Origin of the sequence: Sphingomonas sp. CCH15-F11 (genome assembly GCF_001557005.1) — a bacterium.
GTDB lineage: Bacteria > Pseudomonadota > Alphaproteobacteria > Sphingomonadales > Sphingomonadaceae > Sphingomonas.
This window is the reverse complement of the sequence record NZ_LSKG01000122.1, coordinates 1-13,458: the sequence shown is the minus strand read 5'-3', so window position 1 is coordinate 13,458 and position 13,458 is coordinate 1. Positions and strand designations below refer to the sequence as shown.

Below are 13,458 nucleotides of genomic sequence, written 5' to 3'. Positions count from 1 at the left end.
CTATATGACCGCAACGCGGACCGACATCGACGCCAGCGTCGGCTATTATGCGGTCGCCATCGACCAGCTGCTCCATGAAAGCCATGCGATCGCGCGGCCGCTCATGCTGCATATCGCGGGCGAAGACGGCTTTGTCGACGCGGCGACGCAGGCGGCGATGCACGCCGGGCTCGACGCGCATCCCAGGGTCGTATTGCACGATTATCCGGGCGAGGATCACGGCTTCGCCACCGAAATGGGCAAACGCCGGTCGGATGCCGCCGCACAGCTGGCCGACCAGCGCACCGCCGATTTCTTTGCCGAACATCTCGGCTGACGATCCGCCCGTCGCGCGCCCGGTCGGGCCGCAGCGGGCATGCCGTCACATGAAGAAGCCGGCGAGGCCCATCGTCTCGTCGGTTCCGACCCAGCCGTCATAGATCATCCGGCCGGCTACGATCACGATCACCGCCAGCCCGATATAGGCGATCCAGCGATAGCGATCGATGATCCGCGCGATCAGGTTGGCGGCCAGCCCCATCAGCGCGACCGACAGCAGCAGCCCGACGACCAGGATGCCCGGATGCTCGCGCGCCGCGCCCGCGACGGCAAGGACGTTGTCCAGGCTCATCGACACGTCGGCAACCGCGACCGCCCAGGCCGCACCGGCAAAGCTGCGTGCGGGGTTCAGCCCCGAATGCTCGTCGCCGCCGATCTCGGCCGAACCCGGATTGGGGGCCGTATGGCGAAGCTCGCGCCAGAATTTCCAGCTGACCCACAGGAGCAAGAGGCCGCCGGCAAAGATCAGCCCGACAATCCCCATCAGCCAGCTGACGACCAGCGCGAACGCGATGCGCAACACCAGCGCCGCGCCGATCCCGATCAGGATGACCTTGCGGCGCTGGTCCGCCGGCAGCCCCGCGGCAAGCGCGCCGACCACGATCGCGTTGTCGCCCGCCAGCACGAGGTCGATGGCCAGCACCGATCCGAATGCGGCGAGCGCGGCGGGTTCGGTGATGTTCGAAAAATCCTTGAGGATATTCGCCCAGATATCGGCGGGCGAACCAATCCCCTGTGCCCCCGCGGCCATGTGGAAGATCAGGTCGAGCATTCAGATTTCCTGTTGCAGATCGCGCCGTGCGGCGCTTCGACCGCCGTCCAACGCGCCAGATCGGCGATCGATGCGGCCGCAGCGCGGCCGATCGCTCACTGGTTCATCGAATCGAAGAAATCCTCGTTGGTCTTTGAATTCTTCATCTTGTCGAGCAGGAACTCCATCGCGTCGATGGTACCCATCTGCATGAGGATGCGACGCAGCACCCACATCTTGGACAGCGTGTCCTTCTCGACCAGCAGCTCTTCCTTGCGGGTACCCGACTTGCCGACGTCGAGCGCGGGGAAGATGCGCTTGTCCGCCACCTTGCGGTCCAGGACGATTTCGGAGTTGCCGGTGCCCTTGAACTCTTCGAAGATCACTTCGTCCATGCGGCTGCCGGTATCGATCAGCGCGGTCGCGATGATCGAAAGCGATCCGCCTTCCTCGATGTTGCGCGCCGCGCCGAAGAAACGCTTGGGCCGCTGCAGCGCGTTGGCATCGACACCGCCGGTCAGCACCTTGCCCGACGACGGGACCACGGTGTTGTAGGCACGGCCGAGGCGCGTGATCGAATCGAGCAGGATGACGACATCCTTCTTGTGCTCGACCAGGCGTTTGGCCTTTTCGATCACCATTTCGGCGACCTGGACGTGGCGCTGCGCGGGTTCGTCGAAGGTGGAGGAGACGACCTCGCCCTTCACGCTGCGCTGCATGTCGGTGACTTCCTCGGGCCGCTCGTCGATCAGCAGCACGATCAGGAACACTTCGGGATGATTGTCGGTGATCGCCTTGGCGATGTTCTGCAGCATCACCGTCTTGCCGACGCGCGGCGGCGCGACGATCAGCGTGCGCTGGCCCTTGCCCTGGGGCGACACGATGTCGATGACGCGCGCCGACTTGTCCTTCTGGGTCGGGTCGGACGGATCGAGGGTCAGCTTCGAATCGGGATAAAGCGGCGTCAGATTGTCGAAATTGACGCGATGCCGCACCGCATCGGGATCATCGAAATTGACCGAGACGAGCTTGGTCAGCGCGAAATAGCGTTCGCCGTCTTTCGGCGCGCGGATTTCGCCTTCGACGGTATCGCCGGTGCGCAGACCGAACTTGCGGACCTGGTTGGGCGAGACATAGATGTCGTCGGGACCGGCCAGGTAGTTGGCCTCGGGGCTGCGCAGGAAGCCGAAGCCGTCGGGCAGCACCTCGATCGTGCCGACGCCCATGATCTGGTCGCCGTTTTCGGCCTGGACCTTCAGGATGGCGAACATCAGGTCCTGTTTGCGCATCGTCGACGCGCCTTCGACGCCGAGCGCCTCGGCCATCTCGACCAGCTCGGCGGGCGCTTTCTTCTTCAAATCTTTCAAGTGCATATCTGGAATCCGGGTGGGGATTGGATTGTGTATCGGGGGGAAAGCTTCAGTCGGCGGTACGGTTGCGCGCTGACGATGCTGGAGGAGGGACGCGGAAAACACCCGGGGAGTCCCGGGACGTCATCTACGCCACCGGAGGTAAGTACGCCGCGATTTCAAGTCAAGCGAAAGCAGGCAGCGGGATCGGTTCAGAACGGCTTGACGATGGCCAGGATGACGGCGAGCGAAACGCCGAGCGCCGGCACTTCATTGAGCATCCGCAGCTGGCGCGGCTTGAGATAGGGTCTGCCTGCCTCGAGCCGTCGCGCATAGCCGACCGCCCAGCCGTGATAACCGCTGAGCAGCACCACGACCAGCAGCTTGGCATGCAGCCAGCCCAGTCCGTCCGCACCCTCGAACAGGCCCAGATTGGCGGCCAGCGCCAGGCCGATCACCCACACCGCGATCAGCGACGGGGTCAGGATCATCTTGCGCAGCTTGGCCTCGCGGGCGATCCAGCGCGGCGCCTCGGCGGGGTCGCCCAGCCCCTCCTGATGATGCACCAGGTAACGCGGCAGGATGAACAGCCCCGCCATCCAGAAAATGACGAAGATGACATGCGCCGCCTTGACCCAGGGATAGGCCGCGCCCAGCCAGCCGATCATCGCGCGCCGCCCCTGATCTTCGCGACCAGCGCCTCGACATGCGCGATCGGCGTGTCGGGCAGGATGCCGTGGCCCAGGTTGAACACATGCGGCCGCGCGGGAAAGGCGGCGAGGATGCGGTCGACCGCGCGATCGAGCGCCTCACCCCCGGCGATCAGCGCCAGCGGGTCGAGATTGCCCTGTACCGGCATCCCTTCCGGCACATTCGCATCGGCCCACACCGGATCGACGGTCTCGTCCAGCCCGAGCGCATCGACGCCGGTCTCGCGCGCATAGGCGGGCAATTTGCCCCCGGCGCCCTTGGGAAAGCCGATGATCGGCGTATCTGGCCGCCGCGCCTTCAGCCGGGCGACGATCGCCGCGTTGGGGGCGATCACCCATTGCTCGAACTGCGCGGGGCTCAGGCTGCCGGCCCAGCTGTCGAACAATTGCACCGCCTCGACCCCGCCTTCGATCTGATGGTCGAGATAGTCGACGGTCATGTCGATGATCCGGTCGACCAGAGCCTGCATCAGCCCGGGGTCGCGATAGGCCAGCCGTCGCGCCTCCGCCTGTTCCTTGCTGCCCTGGCCGGCAATCATATAGGTGGCAACCGTCCACGGGCTGCCGGCAAAGCCGAGGAAGGTGGTGGCGGGATCGAGCATCGCGGCGACGTTGCGCACCGTCTGATACACCGGCTCGAGCACCGCATGGCCCGGCGCGACCAGCGCGTCGAGGTCCGCGCCCGACTTGATGCACGGTGCCAGCCGGGGCCCCTCGCCGGTTTCGAACCACAGCCGTTGGCCCAGCGCCATCGGCACCATCAGGATGTCCGAAAACAGGATGGCACCATCAAAGCTGAACCGGCGCAGCGGCTGGACGGTGATCTCGGCCGCCGCCTCGGCATCGGTCGCCAGCTCAAGGAACCCGCCCTTGGTTTCCCTCAGCGCACGATATTCGGGCAGGTAGCGTCCGGCCTGGCGCATCAGCCACATCGGCGGGATCGCCTGGCGCGCGCCGTGCAGGACGGCCAGCAGGGGTTTTGCGTTCGTCACGGGGTTCAGCGGACGTCCCTCTTCTTCAATTAAAGGAATCTATGAAAGGATGATGTAGTGGTGGTGGCGTGGAAGGCGGGATGAACTCGGTCGTCCTCATATCGCCAACAGCTTGACTCCGACAAGGTGCGCATTGGCATTGGGAGTCGCCATGCTTCTCCACATCATCCACAGCCGCGGGATGGCTTGTCCACCTGTCGATGGCGATGTGGACAGGGCGCGTGTCGTCGACAGCCATCGTCGCGCTTGGCCGGGCGACCGGGTTGCGCTACCGCTGGCCCCCATGTTGTCCACAGCCTTGTCGCGCTAAGCGAATGCGCCTCCATCTGCACCTGCTGTCGGATTCAACGGGCGAGACGCTGGAAAATATCGCCAAGGCGGCGCTGGCGCAGTTCGACGATGTCGAAACCATGCGCCATTTCTGGCCGATGGTGCGCAGCGAGACGCACCTTGAGCGCATCCTGACCGAAATCGCCCAGAACCCGGGACTGGTGCTGTTCACCCTCGTCAATCCCCAGATCCGCCGGACGCTGGAATCGCGCTGCCGGATCCTGGGTCTGCCCGCGATCGCGCCGCTCGATCCGGTCAACCATGCGCTGTCCAGCCTGCTCGGTCAGGAGATGAAGGCGCGGCCCGGTCGCCAGCACGTCCTCGACGCCGCCTATTTCGCGCGCGTCGATGCGATCCAGTTCACCATCGCGCATGACGACGGCGTCGCTTGGGAGGACTGGGAGGAGGCCGACATCCTGCTTGCCGGCGTGTCGCGATCGTCGAAGACCCCGACCTCGATCTACCTCGCCAACCGCGGCTACAAGACCGCGAACATCCCGATCGTCGTCGAAAGCCCGCCGCCCGCCGCCCTGTTCACGCTCAAGCGCCCGCTGATCGTGGGGCTGACCACCAGTGCGGAGCGGCTGATCCAGGTGCGTCGCAATCGCCTGCTTCTCCTCAACCAGGCGCCCGAGACCGCCTATGTCGACCAGGACGCGGTCGCCCGCGAGGTCGCCTATGCCCGGCGGATGTTCGCCGACAATGGCTGGCCGGTGATCGACGTCACCCGGCGCTCGATCGAGGAAACCGCCGCGGCGATCATCACGCTGGTCAACGAACGCGGCCAGTAATGGCGCTCGTCCTCGCCTCGACCAGCGCGTCGCGCCGCGCGATGCTCGACGCCGCCGGGGTCGGCTTTACCGCCACCGCCAGCGGGGTGGATGAGGACGCGATCAAGGCGGCGATGCCGGACGCTGCGGCACGCGACCTCGCCGATCGCCTGGCCGAAATGAAGGCGCTGCGCGTGTCGGCGCGCGTACCCGGCGCGCTGGTGCTGGGATCGGATTCGGTGGTCGAGCTGGCGGACGGCACGCTGCTCGACAAGCCGGGCAGCCGGGAGGAGGCGGCCGATCACCTCCAACGCATGTCGGGCACTGTCCACAGCCTGTGGAGCGCTGCGGTGATCGCCGAAAACGGCCAGCCGGTCTGGCGTTTTGTCGATCGTGCGCGGATGCATGTCCGCCGCCTGTCCACAGACTTTATCCACAGCTATCTCGACCGCGAATGGCCCGAAATCTCGGGCTGCGTCGGCTGCTACCGCATCGAGGGCGCCGGGGCGCAGCTGTTCGGCCGTATCGAGGGCAGCCATTTTACGGTGCTCGGCCTGCCGTTGCTGCCCGTGCTCGATTATCTGCGCGTGCGGGGGGAATTGGCGTCATGACGGTCTATGCCGAAGTGATCGGCGATCCGATCGCACACTCCAAATCGCCGCTGATCCACGGCTTCTGGCTCGAGGCGCTGGGGATCGATGCCGCCTATCGCGCGCATCACGTCACCGCCGACGCGCTGCCCGGCTATTTCGCCGATCGCGCCGCCGATCCCGACTGGCGCGGGTGCAATGTGACGCTCCCGCACAAGCTCGCCGCGCTCGACCATGTTGCCGATCCCGGTGGGGTGCGTGCCTCGATCGGCGCAATCAACACGGTATTCCGCGACGAAGCCGGTACGCTGACCGGCACCAATACCGACGCGGCCGGGTTCTGGTCGCCGATTTCGGCGCTCGATCTCACCGCCCGGCCGGTCGCGGTGGTCGGCGCGGGCGGCGCGGCGCGCGCGGTGCTTTTCGCGCTGGCGCGACTGGGCGTCGGGCCGGTCACGCTGTTCAACCGCACCCCGCTCAAGGCCGCGGCATTGCTCGCGCAATTCGGGCTGAAGGGCGAGGTCAAGCCGCTCGACGCGCCGATTCCCCCGGTCGCCCTCCTGGTCAATGCCAGTACGCTCGGCATGACCGGCCAGCCGCCGCTCGATCTCGACCTTTCGACCCTGCCGGAGGATGCGATCGTCTACGACATCGTCTATTCGCCGCTCGAAACCGGCCTGCTCGCCCGTGCGCGCGATCGCGGGCTCGATACCGTCGATGGGCTCGACATGCTGATCGGCCAGGCGGCGCTCGCGTTCGAGCTGTTCTTCGGCGCCGAACCGCCGCGCGACCGGGATGATGAACTGCGCGCCCGGCTGACCGGATGAGCCGCCGCCCGCTGATCCTTGGCCTGACCGGCTCGATCGGCATGGGCAAATCGACGGTGGCGGCGATGTTCCGCGACGAAGGGATTGCGGTCTTCGATGCCGATGCCGCGGTCCACGCGCTGCAGGGGCCGGACGGTGCGCTGGTCGCCCCGATCGAGGCCGCATTTCCCGGCACCACCGGACCGGGCGGGGTCGATCGTGCGCGACTCGGCGCGCGGGTGCTGAACGACCCCGCGGCGATGCACCGGCTGGAGGGGATCGTCCACCCCGCGGTCGGTGCGCTGCGCCAGGACTTTCTCGCCGCCAATGCCGATGCGCCGCTGGTCGTGCTCGACATCCCGCTGTTGTTCGAAACCGGCGGCGCCCAGCTGGTCGACCGAGTGCTCGTCGTCTCCGCCGATCCGGAGGTCCAGCGTGCCCGCGTGCTGGCGCGTGACGGCATGACGCCGGAAAAATTCGCCGCCATTCTGGGCCGACAGCTGCCCAACGCCGAAAAGCGCGCGCGCGCCGACCACATCATCGCCACTGACACGACGATCGCGGAGACGCGCGCGGCGGTGCGTGCGTTGATCGCTTGCCTAACCGCGAGCACGAGCCGATAAGGATCGGATGCGCGAAATCGTGTTTGATACCGAAACGACGGGACTCAGTTTTTCCGGCGGTGACCGGCTCGTCGAAATCGGCTGCGTCGAGATGATCAACCGGTGCGAAACCGGCCGCTTCTTTCACAGCTACGTCAATCCGCAACGGCCGATGTCGCCCGATGCGCAGCGCGTGCACGGCCTGTCCGACGCGTTCCTCGCCGACAAGCCCGTCTTCGTCGACATCGCCGACGCGCTGCTCGACTTCATCGGCGACGCGCCGCTCGTCGCGCACAATGCCGCGTTCGACTTCGGCTTTCTGAACGGCGAGCTCGAACAATGCGGTCGGTCCCCGGTCGCGATCGAACGGATGGTCGACACGCTCGCCATCGCCAAGCGCAGCCATCCCGGTGCCAAGCTGACGCTCGATGCGCTGTGCGTGCGCTTCGGCGTCGACCGCAGCCGCCGTGTCGTCCACGGCGCACTGCTCGATGCGCAGTTGCTGGCGCAGGTCTATGTCGAGCTGACCGGCGGTCGCCAGATCGGGCTGGGCCTGACCGCCGAAGCGATCGTCATCGGCCAGGTCGTGCGCGCGGCACCCGCCGCGATGCGGCCGCCACGGATTTTTTCGATCAGCGATGAAGAACTCGCCCGCCATGCCGCGTTTGTCGACCAGATCACGTCGCCTTTATGGCGTGACGGCGTCGCCGGCTGAGCGACGGGAGCCGCGGCGTCCGACCGCGGATGAACTGGGAATAGAGTGGAGAAAAGCCCATGGAAATTCGCGTTTCAGGCCACCAGGTGGATACCGGTGCGGCGCTCAAGCAGCATGTTTCCGAACGGCTTCAGTCGATCGCCGACAAATATTTCTCGCGCGCGATCTCGGCGCACGTCACGTTCGGCAAGGGGCCGCACGACAATGGCTTCACCTGCGATATCGTCGCCCATGTCATGCAGGGGCTGATCCTCAAGGGATCGAACATGGCGATGGATTCCGCGCAGCTCGCCTTTGACGGTGCCGCCGACAAGATCGAGAAGCAGCTGCGCCGCTACATGCGCCGGCTGAAGGACCGCAACAGCGCGCAGGCCGTGGGCGTCGATCAGCTCAACGGCTATGACGATGCCGGCTATACCGTCTTCAATCCGCCCGCCGCCGACGATGAAGCCGAAGTGGTCGCCGACGCACCGCTGATCGTCGCCGAAACGCGCGTCGACGTCCCCGATGCCAGCGTGTCGGACGCGGTGATGATGCTCGACCTGCGCAACACCAACGCGCTTTTGTTCAAGAACAGCGGGACGGGCGCGTTCAACATGGTCTATCGTCGCGGCGACGGGACGATCGGCTGGGTCGAGCCCAACCGCGCCCAGGGGCCGACGGGATGAGCCAGGGCAAGCTCTCCGCAATGGCGGGGGGGCTGACCGCGGATCTGACCGACCTGATCGCGCCCGAAGCGATTCGCGCCGGGGTCGCCGCGGCCAACCGCAAGTCGCTGTTGCTCATGATCGGCACGATCGCGGCCGAACAGTTCGGGCTGGACCCGCGCGAGGTGACGGACACGCTGATGAAGCGCGAGCGGCTCGGTTCGACCGGGTTCGGCGGCGGCATCGCGATGCCGCACGGCCGGTTTGCCGGCATCGACCGGGTCGTCGGCATCTTCATTCGGCTGGATGCGCCGATCGATTTCGAGGCGGTCGACGATCTGCCGGTCGATCTGGTCTTTGCCCTGCTGTCGCCGGTGACCAGCGGCGCGGCGCATCTGAAGGCGCTGGCGCGGGTCTCGCGATTGCTGCGCGACCGCGATTTCCGGGCCAAGCTGCGCGGCGCGGGATCGCGCGACGCGCTCTATGCCCTGCTGGCCGGGGTCGATGCCCGCGACGCCGCCTGATCGCGCGCTGGCGGGCGAGGCGGCGCATTATCGCGCGCTCGAATCGCTCTATGCCGCGGCGCCGATCAACCGGATGTTCGCCTCGCGCCTGGAGATTCCCGAAGCCGGTGTGGCGCGCATTCATTTCGAGGTGGCGGCGCGCGATTTCCACGCCGCTGGCGCAGCGCATGGCACCATCTACTTCAAGATGCTCGACGACGCGGCCTTTTATGCGGCGAACAGTCGCGTCACCGACCGCTTCCTGCTGACGACCGCCTTCAACCTGTTGCTGACCCGTCCGCTGGGCCCCGGCCCGGTGGTGGCGGAGGGCCGGTGGATCAGCGGGGAGCGCCGGGTGCTGATCGCCGACGCCCGCCTGATCCGCCCGGATGGCGAGGAAGCCGCGCGCGGCACCGGCACGTTCATGCGCTCGCGCATCCCTCTGGCCGGCCTGCCGGGCTATTCGGGCGCGTGAGCGCGGCACGGTTGCCCGCGTCGGTGCTCGTGTCCGCGCTCATCCGCCGGGTCCAGGATGCCGGCGGCCACGCGGTCCTGCTGGCGCGCGGCGATCCCCAGGGTGGCGCGATCCTGGTGCTGGCCGGCGAGCGCGGCGCGAACTGGCGCTTCGTCGAGCGGGGGCTAGGTGCCACCGGCGAGATCGCGCTGATCGTCAGTGGCCCGGCCGATCCCGACTCGGCGACCGCCACCGCCTATTGGCAGCGCCGCCGCGCCATCGACCCCGATCTTTGGGTCGTGGAGGTAGACGTCGCGTCCCCGGAACGGTTCGCCGCTGAAATGATCTTGCCGGGTTGACCCGAACGGCAGGCGGCGCAAAGGGCGCGCACTCTATCTGTCGCGTTGGGTCATTCGAGGTGCGATATCGGATGATGACGCAGTCGGGGGGCCGACCGGGTGGTGCCTGATCCAAGGCGCACTACGCTCGCTCACCGCATTTGAATTGCGTTCATGAAGCTCGTTTCACGCGCCGCGACCACTGCGGCGGCAATTTCCGGTATTGCACTCCTTGCCGGCACCACCTCTCCGGGTTTCGCTCTGGAACTCGAAACGAGCAAGGTGCCCGTTGTATCCACGCCCCAGCTGCAGGTTGAGCAGACGCTCCCGCCGGGGTCCGACACACCCATCGAAGAACAGGCTCCCGCAGCCGAGGCCGCGGCGCCCGTCGTCTTTTCCAGCCTTGCCGACGCGGTCGCGGCGCAGGCGATGCCCGCCGACATCGACGAAGAGCTGCGCTGCCTGGCGATCGGCGTCTATTTCGAAGCCCGCAGCGAATCGCAGAGCGGCCAGCTCGCCGTCGCTGAAGTCATCCTCAACCGCGTCGATTCGCCGCGCTTCCCCAACACCGTGTGCGGCGTGCTCAAGCAGCCGGGCCAGTTCTCGTTCGTGCGCGGCGGCAAGCTGCCGGCGGTCGACACCACCCGGCCGATGTGGCGCAACGCGGTCGCCATCGCCCAGGTGGCGCGCGACCAGCACTGGCAGAGCCCGGCCGCCGACGCGATGTTCTTTCACGCCCGCCGCGTCGCGCCGGGCTGGCGGCTGGCCAAGGTCGCATCGGTCGGCAATCACGTCTTTTATCGCTGAGCGGCGTTCGCGCCGGCTTGCGATGTTCGTCTAATGTTCCTAGAGGCGGGGGGTGCGCAGCATCCCCGCCTCGATCGAACCGCCCGCGTCGTCGCTGATCGGCGCGGCGGACGTCGCGCGCGGCGTTTGCCGGATGCTGCTGCGCCATGACCTTGTCGCCATGGCCGAAGTGCCGCTGGCCGACGGGCGTCGCGCCGACCTGATGGCGGTCGACACCCGCGGCAACATCACGATCATCGAGATCAAGGTGTCGCGCGCCGACCTGCTCGGCGACACCAAATGGCTCGACTATCTCGCGCATTGCGACCGCTTTTTCTGGGCGGTGCCGGCGGGATTCGACGTGTCGCCGCTGCATGGCGAGGCGTTTCTGCCCGATCGTGCCGGGCTGATCGTGGCTGATCGCTATGACGGTGCGATCGTGCGCGAGGCACGGCTGCATCCGCTCAATCCGGCGACGCGGCGAAAATGCACGCTGGCCTTTGCGCGGCGGGCTGCACGGCGATGGATGGCCGCGCATGACCCCGAAGCGATGATCGAGGGGCTCTAGGCCGAACTCGGTTCGCGGCGAAAGCGAAGCGGCTAGCGCTTGGGCCCGGATGCCTGACCGCTGGTGCCGCGCTTCGGGGCGTCCTCGATCAGCTTGAGCAACGCCGGGCTGCGCGCGTCGCGCCGGGCATAATCGCGCGCAGACATGCCGGCGATGACGTCCGCCTGGTCCGGATTGGCACCGGCGGCGAGCAGGCGGCGGACCATGTCGACATCGCGCAGCTGGACCGCGCGGATCAGCGGCGTCTCGCCGCTCCGGTTGGCGAGGTTCAGGTTGGCCTTGTACAGGATCAGCGTATCGATGCCGTCGGTAAAGCGGGTTTCGACCGCGATGAGCGCAGGGGTGTTGCCGCGCGCATCCTGAAGGTTGGGGTTGGCGCCCTTCTGCAACAGAAAGCGCAGATAGGTGGTGTTGCGGCTGCGCGCGATGATGTGCAGCGCGCCGTCGCCGGTCGACCGGTCACGGGCGTTGACGACGGTGGTGCCGGGTTCGTTGAGGATCTCGGTGACCTTCTGGCCATCCTCGTCGCGGATCGCCTTCAGGAATTCGTAGCTTTGCGAGAATTGCTGGGCGATCGCGGGTGCGGTAACGGCCAGCAGCGCCAGTGGGGCAAGCGAACGGGCAAATCGGGTCATGGTGGTGGGGTCGTCCTGTCCGGGTCGATCGTCGATGTTGCAAGCGGGCTCGTATCAGATCATGGCTGGCGATACCATGAACGTCGTTTTTATCCGATCGCTTGCGCTGTGCGTGCTCCTTGCCCTGGCCGCGTGCGACGCGGGCTCGTCGCCGCGTCCCCCGCTGGAAGGGGCGCGGATCGGCGCGCCCTTCACGCTCACCGACCAGGACGGCCGGCGGTTCAGCGACCGCCAGCTCGCCGGGCGATATCGCATCCTCTATTTCGGCTATACCTATTGCCCCGATATCTGCCCGACCGATGTCCAGAACATCGCCGCCGGACTGCGCCTGTTCGAGCAGGCCGAGCCGGCGCGCGGCGCGCGCGTCACGCCGGTGTTCATCACCATCGATCCCGCGCGCGACCGCCCGGCTGCGCTCAAGCAGTTCGTCGGCGCCTTTCACCCCCGTTTCGTCGCGCTGACGGGCAGCGATGCCGAAATCGCCGCGGTCGCGAAGGCATTCGCGGTCTATTATCGCCGCGCGGACGGCGGCACGGCCGACGCTTATGACATGGATCATAGCCGCCAGGCCTATCTGCTCGATCCCGACGGCAAGCCGCTGGCGCTGTTGCCGCAGGATGAAAGCCCGCAGGCCGTCGCGGCGGAGCTGGCCAAATGGGTGCGCTAGGCGGCGATCGATTCTGGGAAGACCGGCCGCTCGAGGCGCTCGATCGCGCCCAGTGGGAGGCGCTGTGCGACGGGTGCGGCAAATGCTGCCTGCACAAGCTGGAGGATGAGGAGACGGGGGAGCTGTTCCCGACCAATGTCGCCTGCCGCCTGCTCGATCGGCGCGCGGGGCGCTGCACCAATTATCGCGCGCGGCGCGCGTTCGTGCCCGATTGTACCCGGCTGTCGATGGCCAATGTCCGCCGCATCGACTGGCTGCCCAGCACCTGCGCCTACCGGCTGCGCGCCGCGGGCGAGCCGCTGCCCGAATGGCATTACCTGGTCTGCGGCGATCGTGAAGCGGTGCACCGCGCCGGCGAATCGACCCGCGGCTGGACGGTTTCCGAAGTCGAGGCGGGCGACGACCTCGAACATCATCTGACCGATCGCCGCCTGTGACCGGCGCGGATGCGGGCATGATCGAGGTGCGCCGCCACCCGCGGGCGCGCCGTGCGCGCCTTTCGGTCGATCCCGCCGATGGCCGGATCCGGCTGATCCTGCCGCCACGCGCACATCTGCGCCGCGCGCTCGCCTGGGCCGAGAGCCAGCGCGAATGGATCGAGCGTCAGCGTGCGCGCCTGCCCCAGCCGCAGCCCTTTGCCGACGGAGCGACCCTGCCCTTTCGCGGCATCGTCCTCACCATCGCGCATGATCCCGCCGCGCCGCGCGCGCCGGCCTGCGAGGGCGTGCTCCTGCGGGTCGGCGGGCCGGCGGACACGCTGGCCGGGCGCGTCGATCGCTGGCTGCGGCAGCAGGCCCTGGCGACGCTTCGGGAGGCGACCGCGCGCTATGCCGCGCGCGCCGGCGTCACCGTTTCGGGCGTTGCGATCGGCGACGCCCGCCGCCGCTGGGGCAGCTGCACGGCGACCGGCGCGATCCGGTACAGCTG

The 13,458-nt window shown here is 67.4% G+C and carries 20 protein-coding genes; 15 read left to right on the top strand and 5 right to left on the bottom strand.

The window, feature by feature from the left end:
* A partial coding sequence (locus AX709_RS11330) for a dienelactone hydrolase family protein (protein WP_197432031.1) occupies nucleotides 1-316 on the top strand: 316 nt, incomplete at its 5' end.
* 45 nt (nucleotides 317-361) lie between these two features.
* On the opposite strand, the gene AX709_RS11325 is transcribed toward AX709_RS11330, so the two are convergent.
* The 4 genes from AX709_RS11325 to hemE form a co-directional block, all read right to left on the bottom strand.
* The gene (locus AX709_RS11325; RefSeq protein WP_066483243.1) at nucleotides 362-1,090 is read right to left on the bottom strand and encodes a TerC family protein; all 729 of its coding nucleotides are present in this window, start codon (nucleotides 1,088-1,090) and stop codon (nucleotides 362-364) included.
* A gap of 95 nt (nucleotides 1,091-1,185) precedes the next feature.
* Entirely contained in the window at nucleotides 1,186-2,442 is a 1,257-nt protein-coding gene (gene rho / locus AX709_RS11320) for a transcription termination factor Rho (RefSeq protein ID WP_066483245.1), read from the bottom strand.
* 188 nt (nucleotides 2,443-2,630) lie between these two features.
* Nucleotides 2,631-3,086: a CopD family protein gene (locus AX709_RS11315; RefSeq protein ID WP_066483248.1), complete on the bottom strand. Its 456-nt coding sequence runs from the start codon at nucleotides 3,084-3,086 to the stop codon at nucleotides 2,631-2,633.
* On the bottom strand, nucleotides 3,083-4,129 hold the full coding sequence (gene hemE, locus AX709_RS11310; RefSeq protein WP_066549401.1) for a uroporphyrinogen decarboxylase: 1,047 nt from the start codon (nucleotides 4,127-4,129) through the stop codon (nucleotides 3,083-3,085). Before hemE ends, AX709_RS11315 begins: the two co-directional genes overlap by 4 nt.
* A gap of 305 nt (nucleotides 4,130-4,434) precedes the next feature.
* Between hemE and AX709_RS11305 the strand changes: the two genes are divergently transcribed.
* The 11 genes from AX709_RS11305 to AX709_RS11255 all read left to right on the top strand — a co-directional run bounded on the left by AX709_RS11305 (nucleotide 4,435) and on the right by AX709_RS11255 (nucleotide 11,229).
* Nucleotides 4,435-5,241 (top strand): pyruvate, water dikinase regulatory protein, encoded by an 807-nt coding sequence (locus AX709_RS11305; RefSeq protein ID WP_066483254.1) that lies wholly within the window; start codon nucleotides 4,435-4,437, stop codon nucleotides 5,239-5,241.
* The gene (locus tag AX709_RS11300) at nucleotides 5,241-5,831 is read left to right on the top strand and encodes a Maf family protein (RefSeq protein ID WP_082731173.1); all 591 of its coding nucleotides are present in this window, start codon (nucleotides 5,241-5,243) and stop codon (nucleotides 5,829-5,831) included. The genes AX709_RS11305 and AX709_RS11300 overlap by 1 nt, the downstream gene beginning before the upstream one ends.
* Nucleotides 5,828-6,637, top strand: coding sequence for a shikimate dehydrogenase family protein (locus tag AX709_RS11295; protein WP_066549399.1), 810 nt, complete (start codon nucleotides 5,828-5,830; stop codon nucleotides 6,635-6,637). Before AX709_RS11300 ends, AX709_RS11295 begins: the two co-directional genes overlap by 4 nt.
* Nucleotides 6,634-7,239 carry a dephospho-CoA kinase gene (coaE, locus tag AX709_RS11290; protein WP_066549397.1) on the top strand — a complete coding sequence of 202 codons (606 nt, stop codon included), beginning with the start codon at nucleotides 6,634-6,636 and terminating at the stop codon, nucleotides 7,237-7,239. Before AX709_RS11295 ends, coaE begins: the two co-directional genes overlap by 4 nt.
* A gap of 7 nt (nucleotides 7,240-7,246) precedes the next feature.
* Nucleotides 7,247-7,933: a DNA polymerase III subunit epsilon gene (gene dnaQ / locus AX709_RS11285; protein ID WP_066549394.1), complete on the top strand. Its 687-nt coding sequence runs from the start codon at nucleotides 7,247-7,249 to the stop codon at nucleotides 7,931-7,933.
* A 59-nt stretch (nucleotides 7,934-7,992) separates the two neighbouring features.
* Entirely contained in the window at nucleotides 7,993-8,601 is a 609-nt protein-coding gene (hpf, locus tag AX709_RS11280) for a ribosome hibernation-promoting factor, HPF/YfiA family (protein WP_066483261.1), read from the top strand.
* The gene (ptsN, locus tag AX709_RS11275; RefSeq protein WP_231727500.1) at nucleotides 8,598-9,104 is read left to right on the top strand and encodes a PTS IIA-like nitrogen regulatory protein PtsN; all 507 of its coding nucleotides are present in this window, start codon (nucleotides 8,598-8,600) and stop codon (nucleotides 9,102-9,104) included. The genes hpf and ptsN overlap by 4 nt, the downstream gene beginning before the upstream one ends.
* A complete protein-coding gene (locus AX709_RS11270; RefSeq protein ID WP_066483264.1) occupies nucleotides 9,085-9,558 on the top strand; it encodes a PaaI family thioesterase in 474 nt (157 codons plus the stop codon). Before ptsN ends, AX709_RS11270 begins: the two co-directional genes overlap by 20 nt.
* A complete protein-coding gene (locus AX709_RS11265) occupies nucleotides 9,555-9,896 on the top strand; it encodes a DUF1491 family protein (protein ID WP_066549393.1) in 342 nt (113 codons plus the stop codon). The genes AX709_RS11270 and AX709_RS11265 overlap by 4 nt, the downstream gene beginning before the upstream one ends.
* A gap of 153 nt (nucleotides 9,897-10,049) precedes the next feature.
* On the top strand, nucleotides 10,050-10,682 hold the full coding sequence (locus AX709_RS11260; protein WP_066549392.1) for a cell wall hydrolase: 633 nt from the start codon (nucleotides 10,050-10,052) through the stop codon (nucleotides 10,680-10,682).
* 52 nt (nucleotides 10,683-10,734) lie between these two features.
* Complete coding sequence (locus tag AX709_RS11255; RefSeq protein ID WP_066483268.1) at nucleotides 10,735-11,229, top strand: MmcB family DNA repair protein; 495 nt, start codon at nucleotides 10,735-10,737, stop codon at nucleotides 11,227-11,229.
* A gap of 32 nt (nucleotides 11,230-11,261) precedes the next feature.
* On the opposite strand, the gene AX709_RS11250 is transcribed toward AX709_RS11255, so the two are convergent.
* Nucleotides 11,262-11,864 carry an ankyrin repeat domain-containing protein gene (locus AX709_RS11250; protein ID WP_066549391.1) on the bottom strand — a complete coding sequence of 201 codons (603 nt, stop codon included), beginning with the start codon at nucleotides 11,862-11,864 and terminating at the stop codon, nucleotides 11,262-11,264.
* 76 nt (nucleotides 11,865-11,940) lie between these two features.
* Between AX709_RS11250 and AX709_RS11245 the strand changes: the two genes are divergently transcribed.
* The 3 genes from AX709_RS11245 to AX709_RS11235 all read left to right on the top strand — a co-directional run.
* Nucleotides 11,941-12,531 carry an SCO family protein gene (locus AX709_RS11245; protein ID WP_231727499.1) on the top strand — a complete coding sequence of 197 codons (591 nt, stop codon included), beginning with the start codon at nucleotides 11,941-11,943 and terminating at the stop codon, nucleotides 12,529-12,531.
* Nucleotides 12,519-12,968 (top strand): YcgN family cysteine cluster protein, encoded by a 450-nt coding sequence (locus tag AX709_RS11240; protein WP_066549389.1) that lies wholly within the window; start codon nucleotides 12,519-12,521, stop codon nucleotides 12,966-12,968. Before AX709_RS11245 ends, AX709_RS11240 begins: the two co-directional genes overlap by 13 nt.
* Nucleotides 12,965-13,458: M48 family metallopeptidase (locus tag AX709_RS11235; protein WP_066549383.1), on the top strand; the 494-nt coding region annotated here is incomplete at its 3' end. The genes AX709_RS11240 and AX709_RS11235, both read left to right, overlap by 4 nt.

Bases quoted from the DNA above. Each gene is read 5' to 3' on its own strand.
- AX709_RS11325 (WP_066483243.1), bottom strand. From the start codon at position 1,090: ATGCTCGACCTGATCTTCCACATGGCCGCGGGGGCACAGGGGATTGGT.
- rho (WP_066483245.1), bottom strand. From the start codon at position 2,442: ATGCACTTGAAAGATTTGAAGAAGAAAGCGCCCGCCGAGCTGGTCGAG.
- AX709_RS11315 (WP_066483248.1), bottom strand. From the start codon at position 3,086: ATGATCGGCTGGCTGGGCGCGGCCTATCCCTGGGTCAAGGCGGCGCAT.
- AX709_RS11305 (WP_066483254.1), top strand. From the start codon at position 4,435: ATGCGCCTCCATCTGCACCTGCTGTCGGATTCAACGGGCGAGACGCTG.
- AX709_RS11300 (WP_082731173.1), top strand. From the start codon at position 5,241: ATGGCGCTCGTCCTCGCCTCGACCAGCGCGTCGCGCCGCGCGATGCTC.
- AX709_RS11295 (WP_066549399.1), top strand. From the start codon at position 5,828: ATGACGGTCTATGCCGAAGTGATCGGCGATCCGATCGCACACTCCAAA.
- coaE (WP_066549397.1), top strand. From the start codon at position 6,634: ATGAGCCGCCGCCCGCTGATCCTTGGCCTGACCGGCTCGATCGGCATG.
- dnaQ (WP_066549394.1), top strand. From the start codon at position 7,247: ATGCGCGAAATCGTGTTTGATACCGAAACGACGGGACTCAGTTTTTCC.
- hpf (WP_066483261.1), top strand. From the start codon at position 7,993: ATGGAAATTCGCGTTTCAGGCCACCAGGTGGATACCGGTGCGGCGCTC.
- ptsN (WP_231727500.1), top strand. From the start codon at position 8,598: ATGAGCCAGGGCAAGCTCTCCGCAATGGCGGGGGGGCTGACCGCGGAT.
- AX709_RS11270 (WP_066483264.1), top strand. From the start codon at position 9,085: ATGCCCGCGACGCCGCCTGATCGCGCGCTGGCGGGCGAGGCGGCGCAT.
- AX709_RS11260 (WP_066549392.1), top strand. From the start codon at position 10,050: ATGAAGCTCGTTTCACGCGCCGCGACCACTGCGGCGGCAATTTCCGGT.
- AX709_RS11250 (WP_066549391.1), bottom strand. From the start codon at position 11,864: ATGACCCGATTTGCCCGTTCGCTTGCCCCACTGGCGCTGCTGGCCGTT.
- AX709_RS11245 (WP_231727499.1), top strand. From the start codon at position 11,941: ATGAACGTCGTTTTTATCCGATCGCTTGCGCTGTGCGTGCTCCTTGCC.
- AX709_RS11240 (WP_066549389.1), top strand. From the start codon at position 12,519: ATGGGTGCGCTAGGCGGCGATCGATTCTGGGAAGACCGGCCGCTCGAG.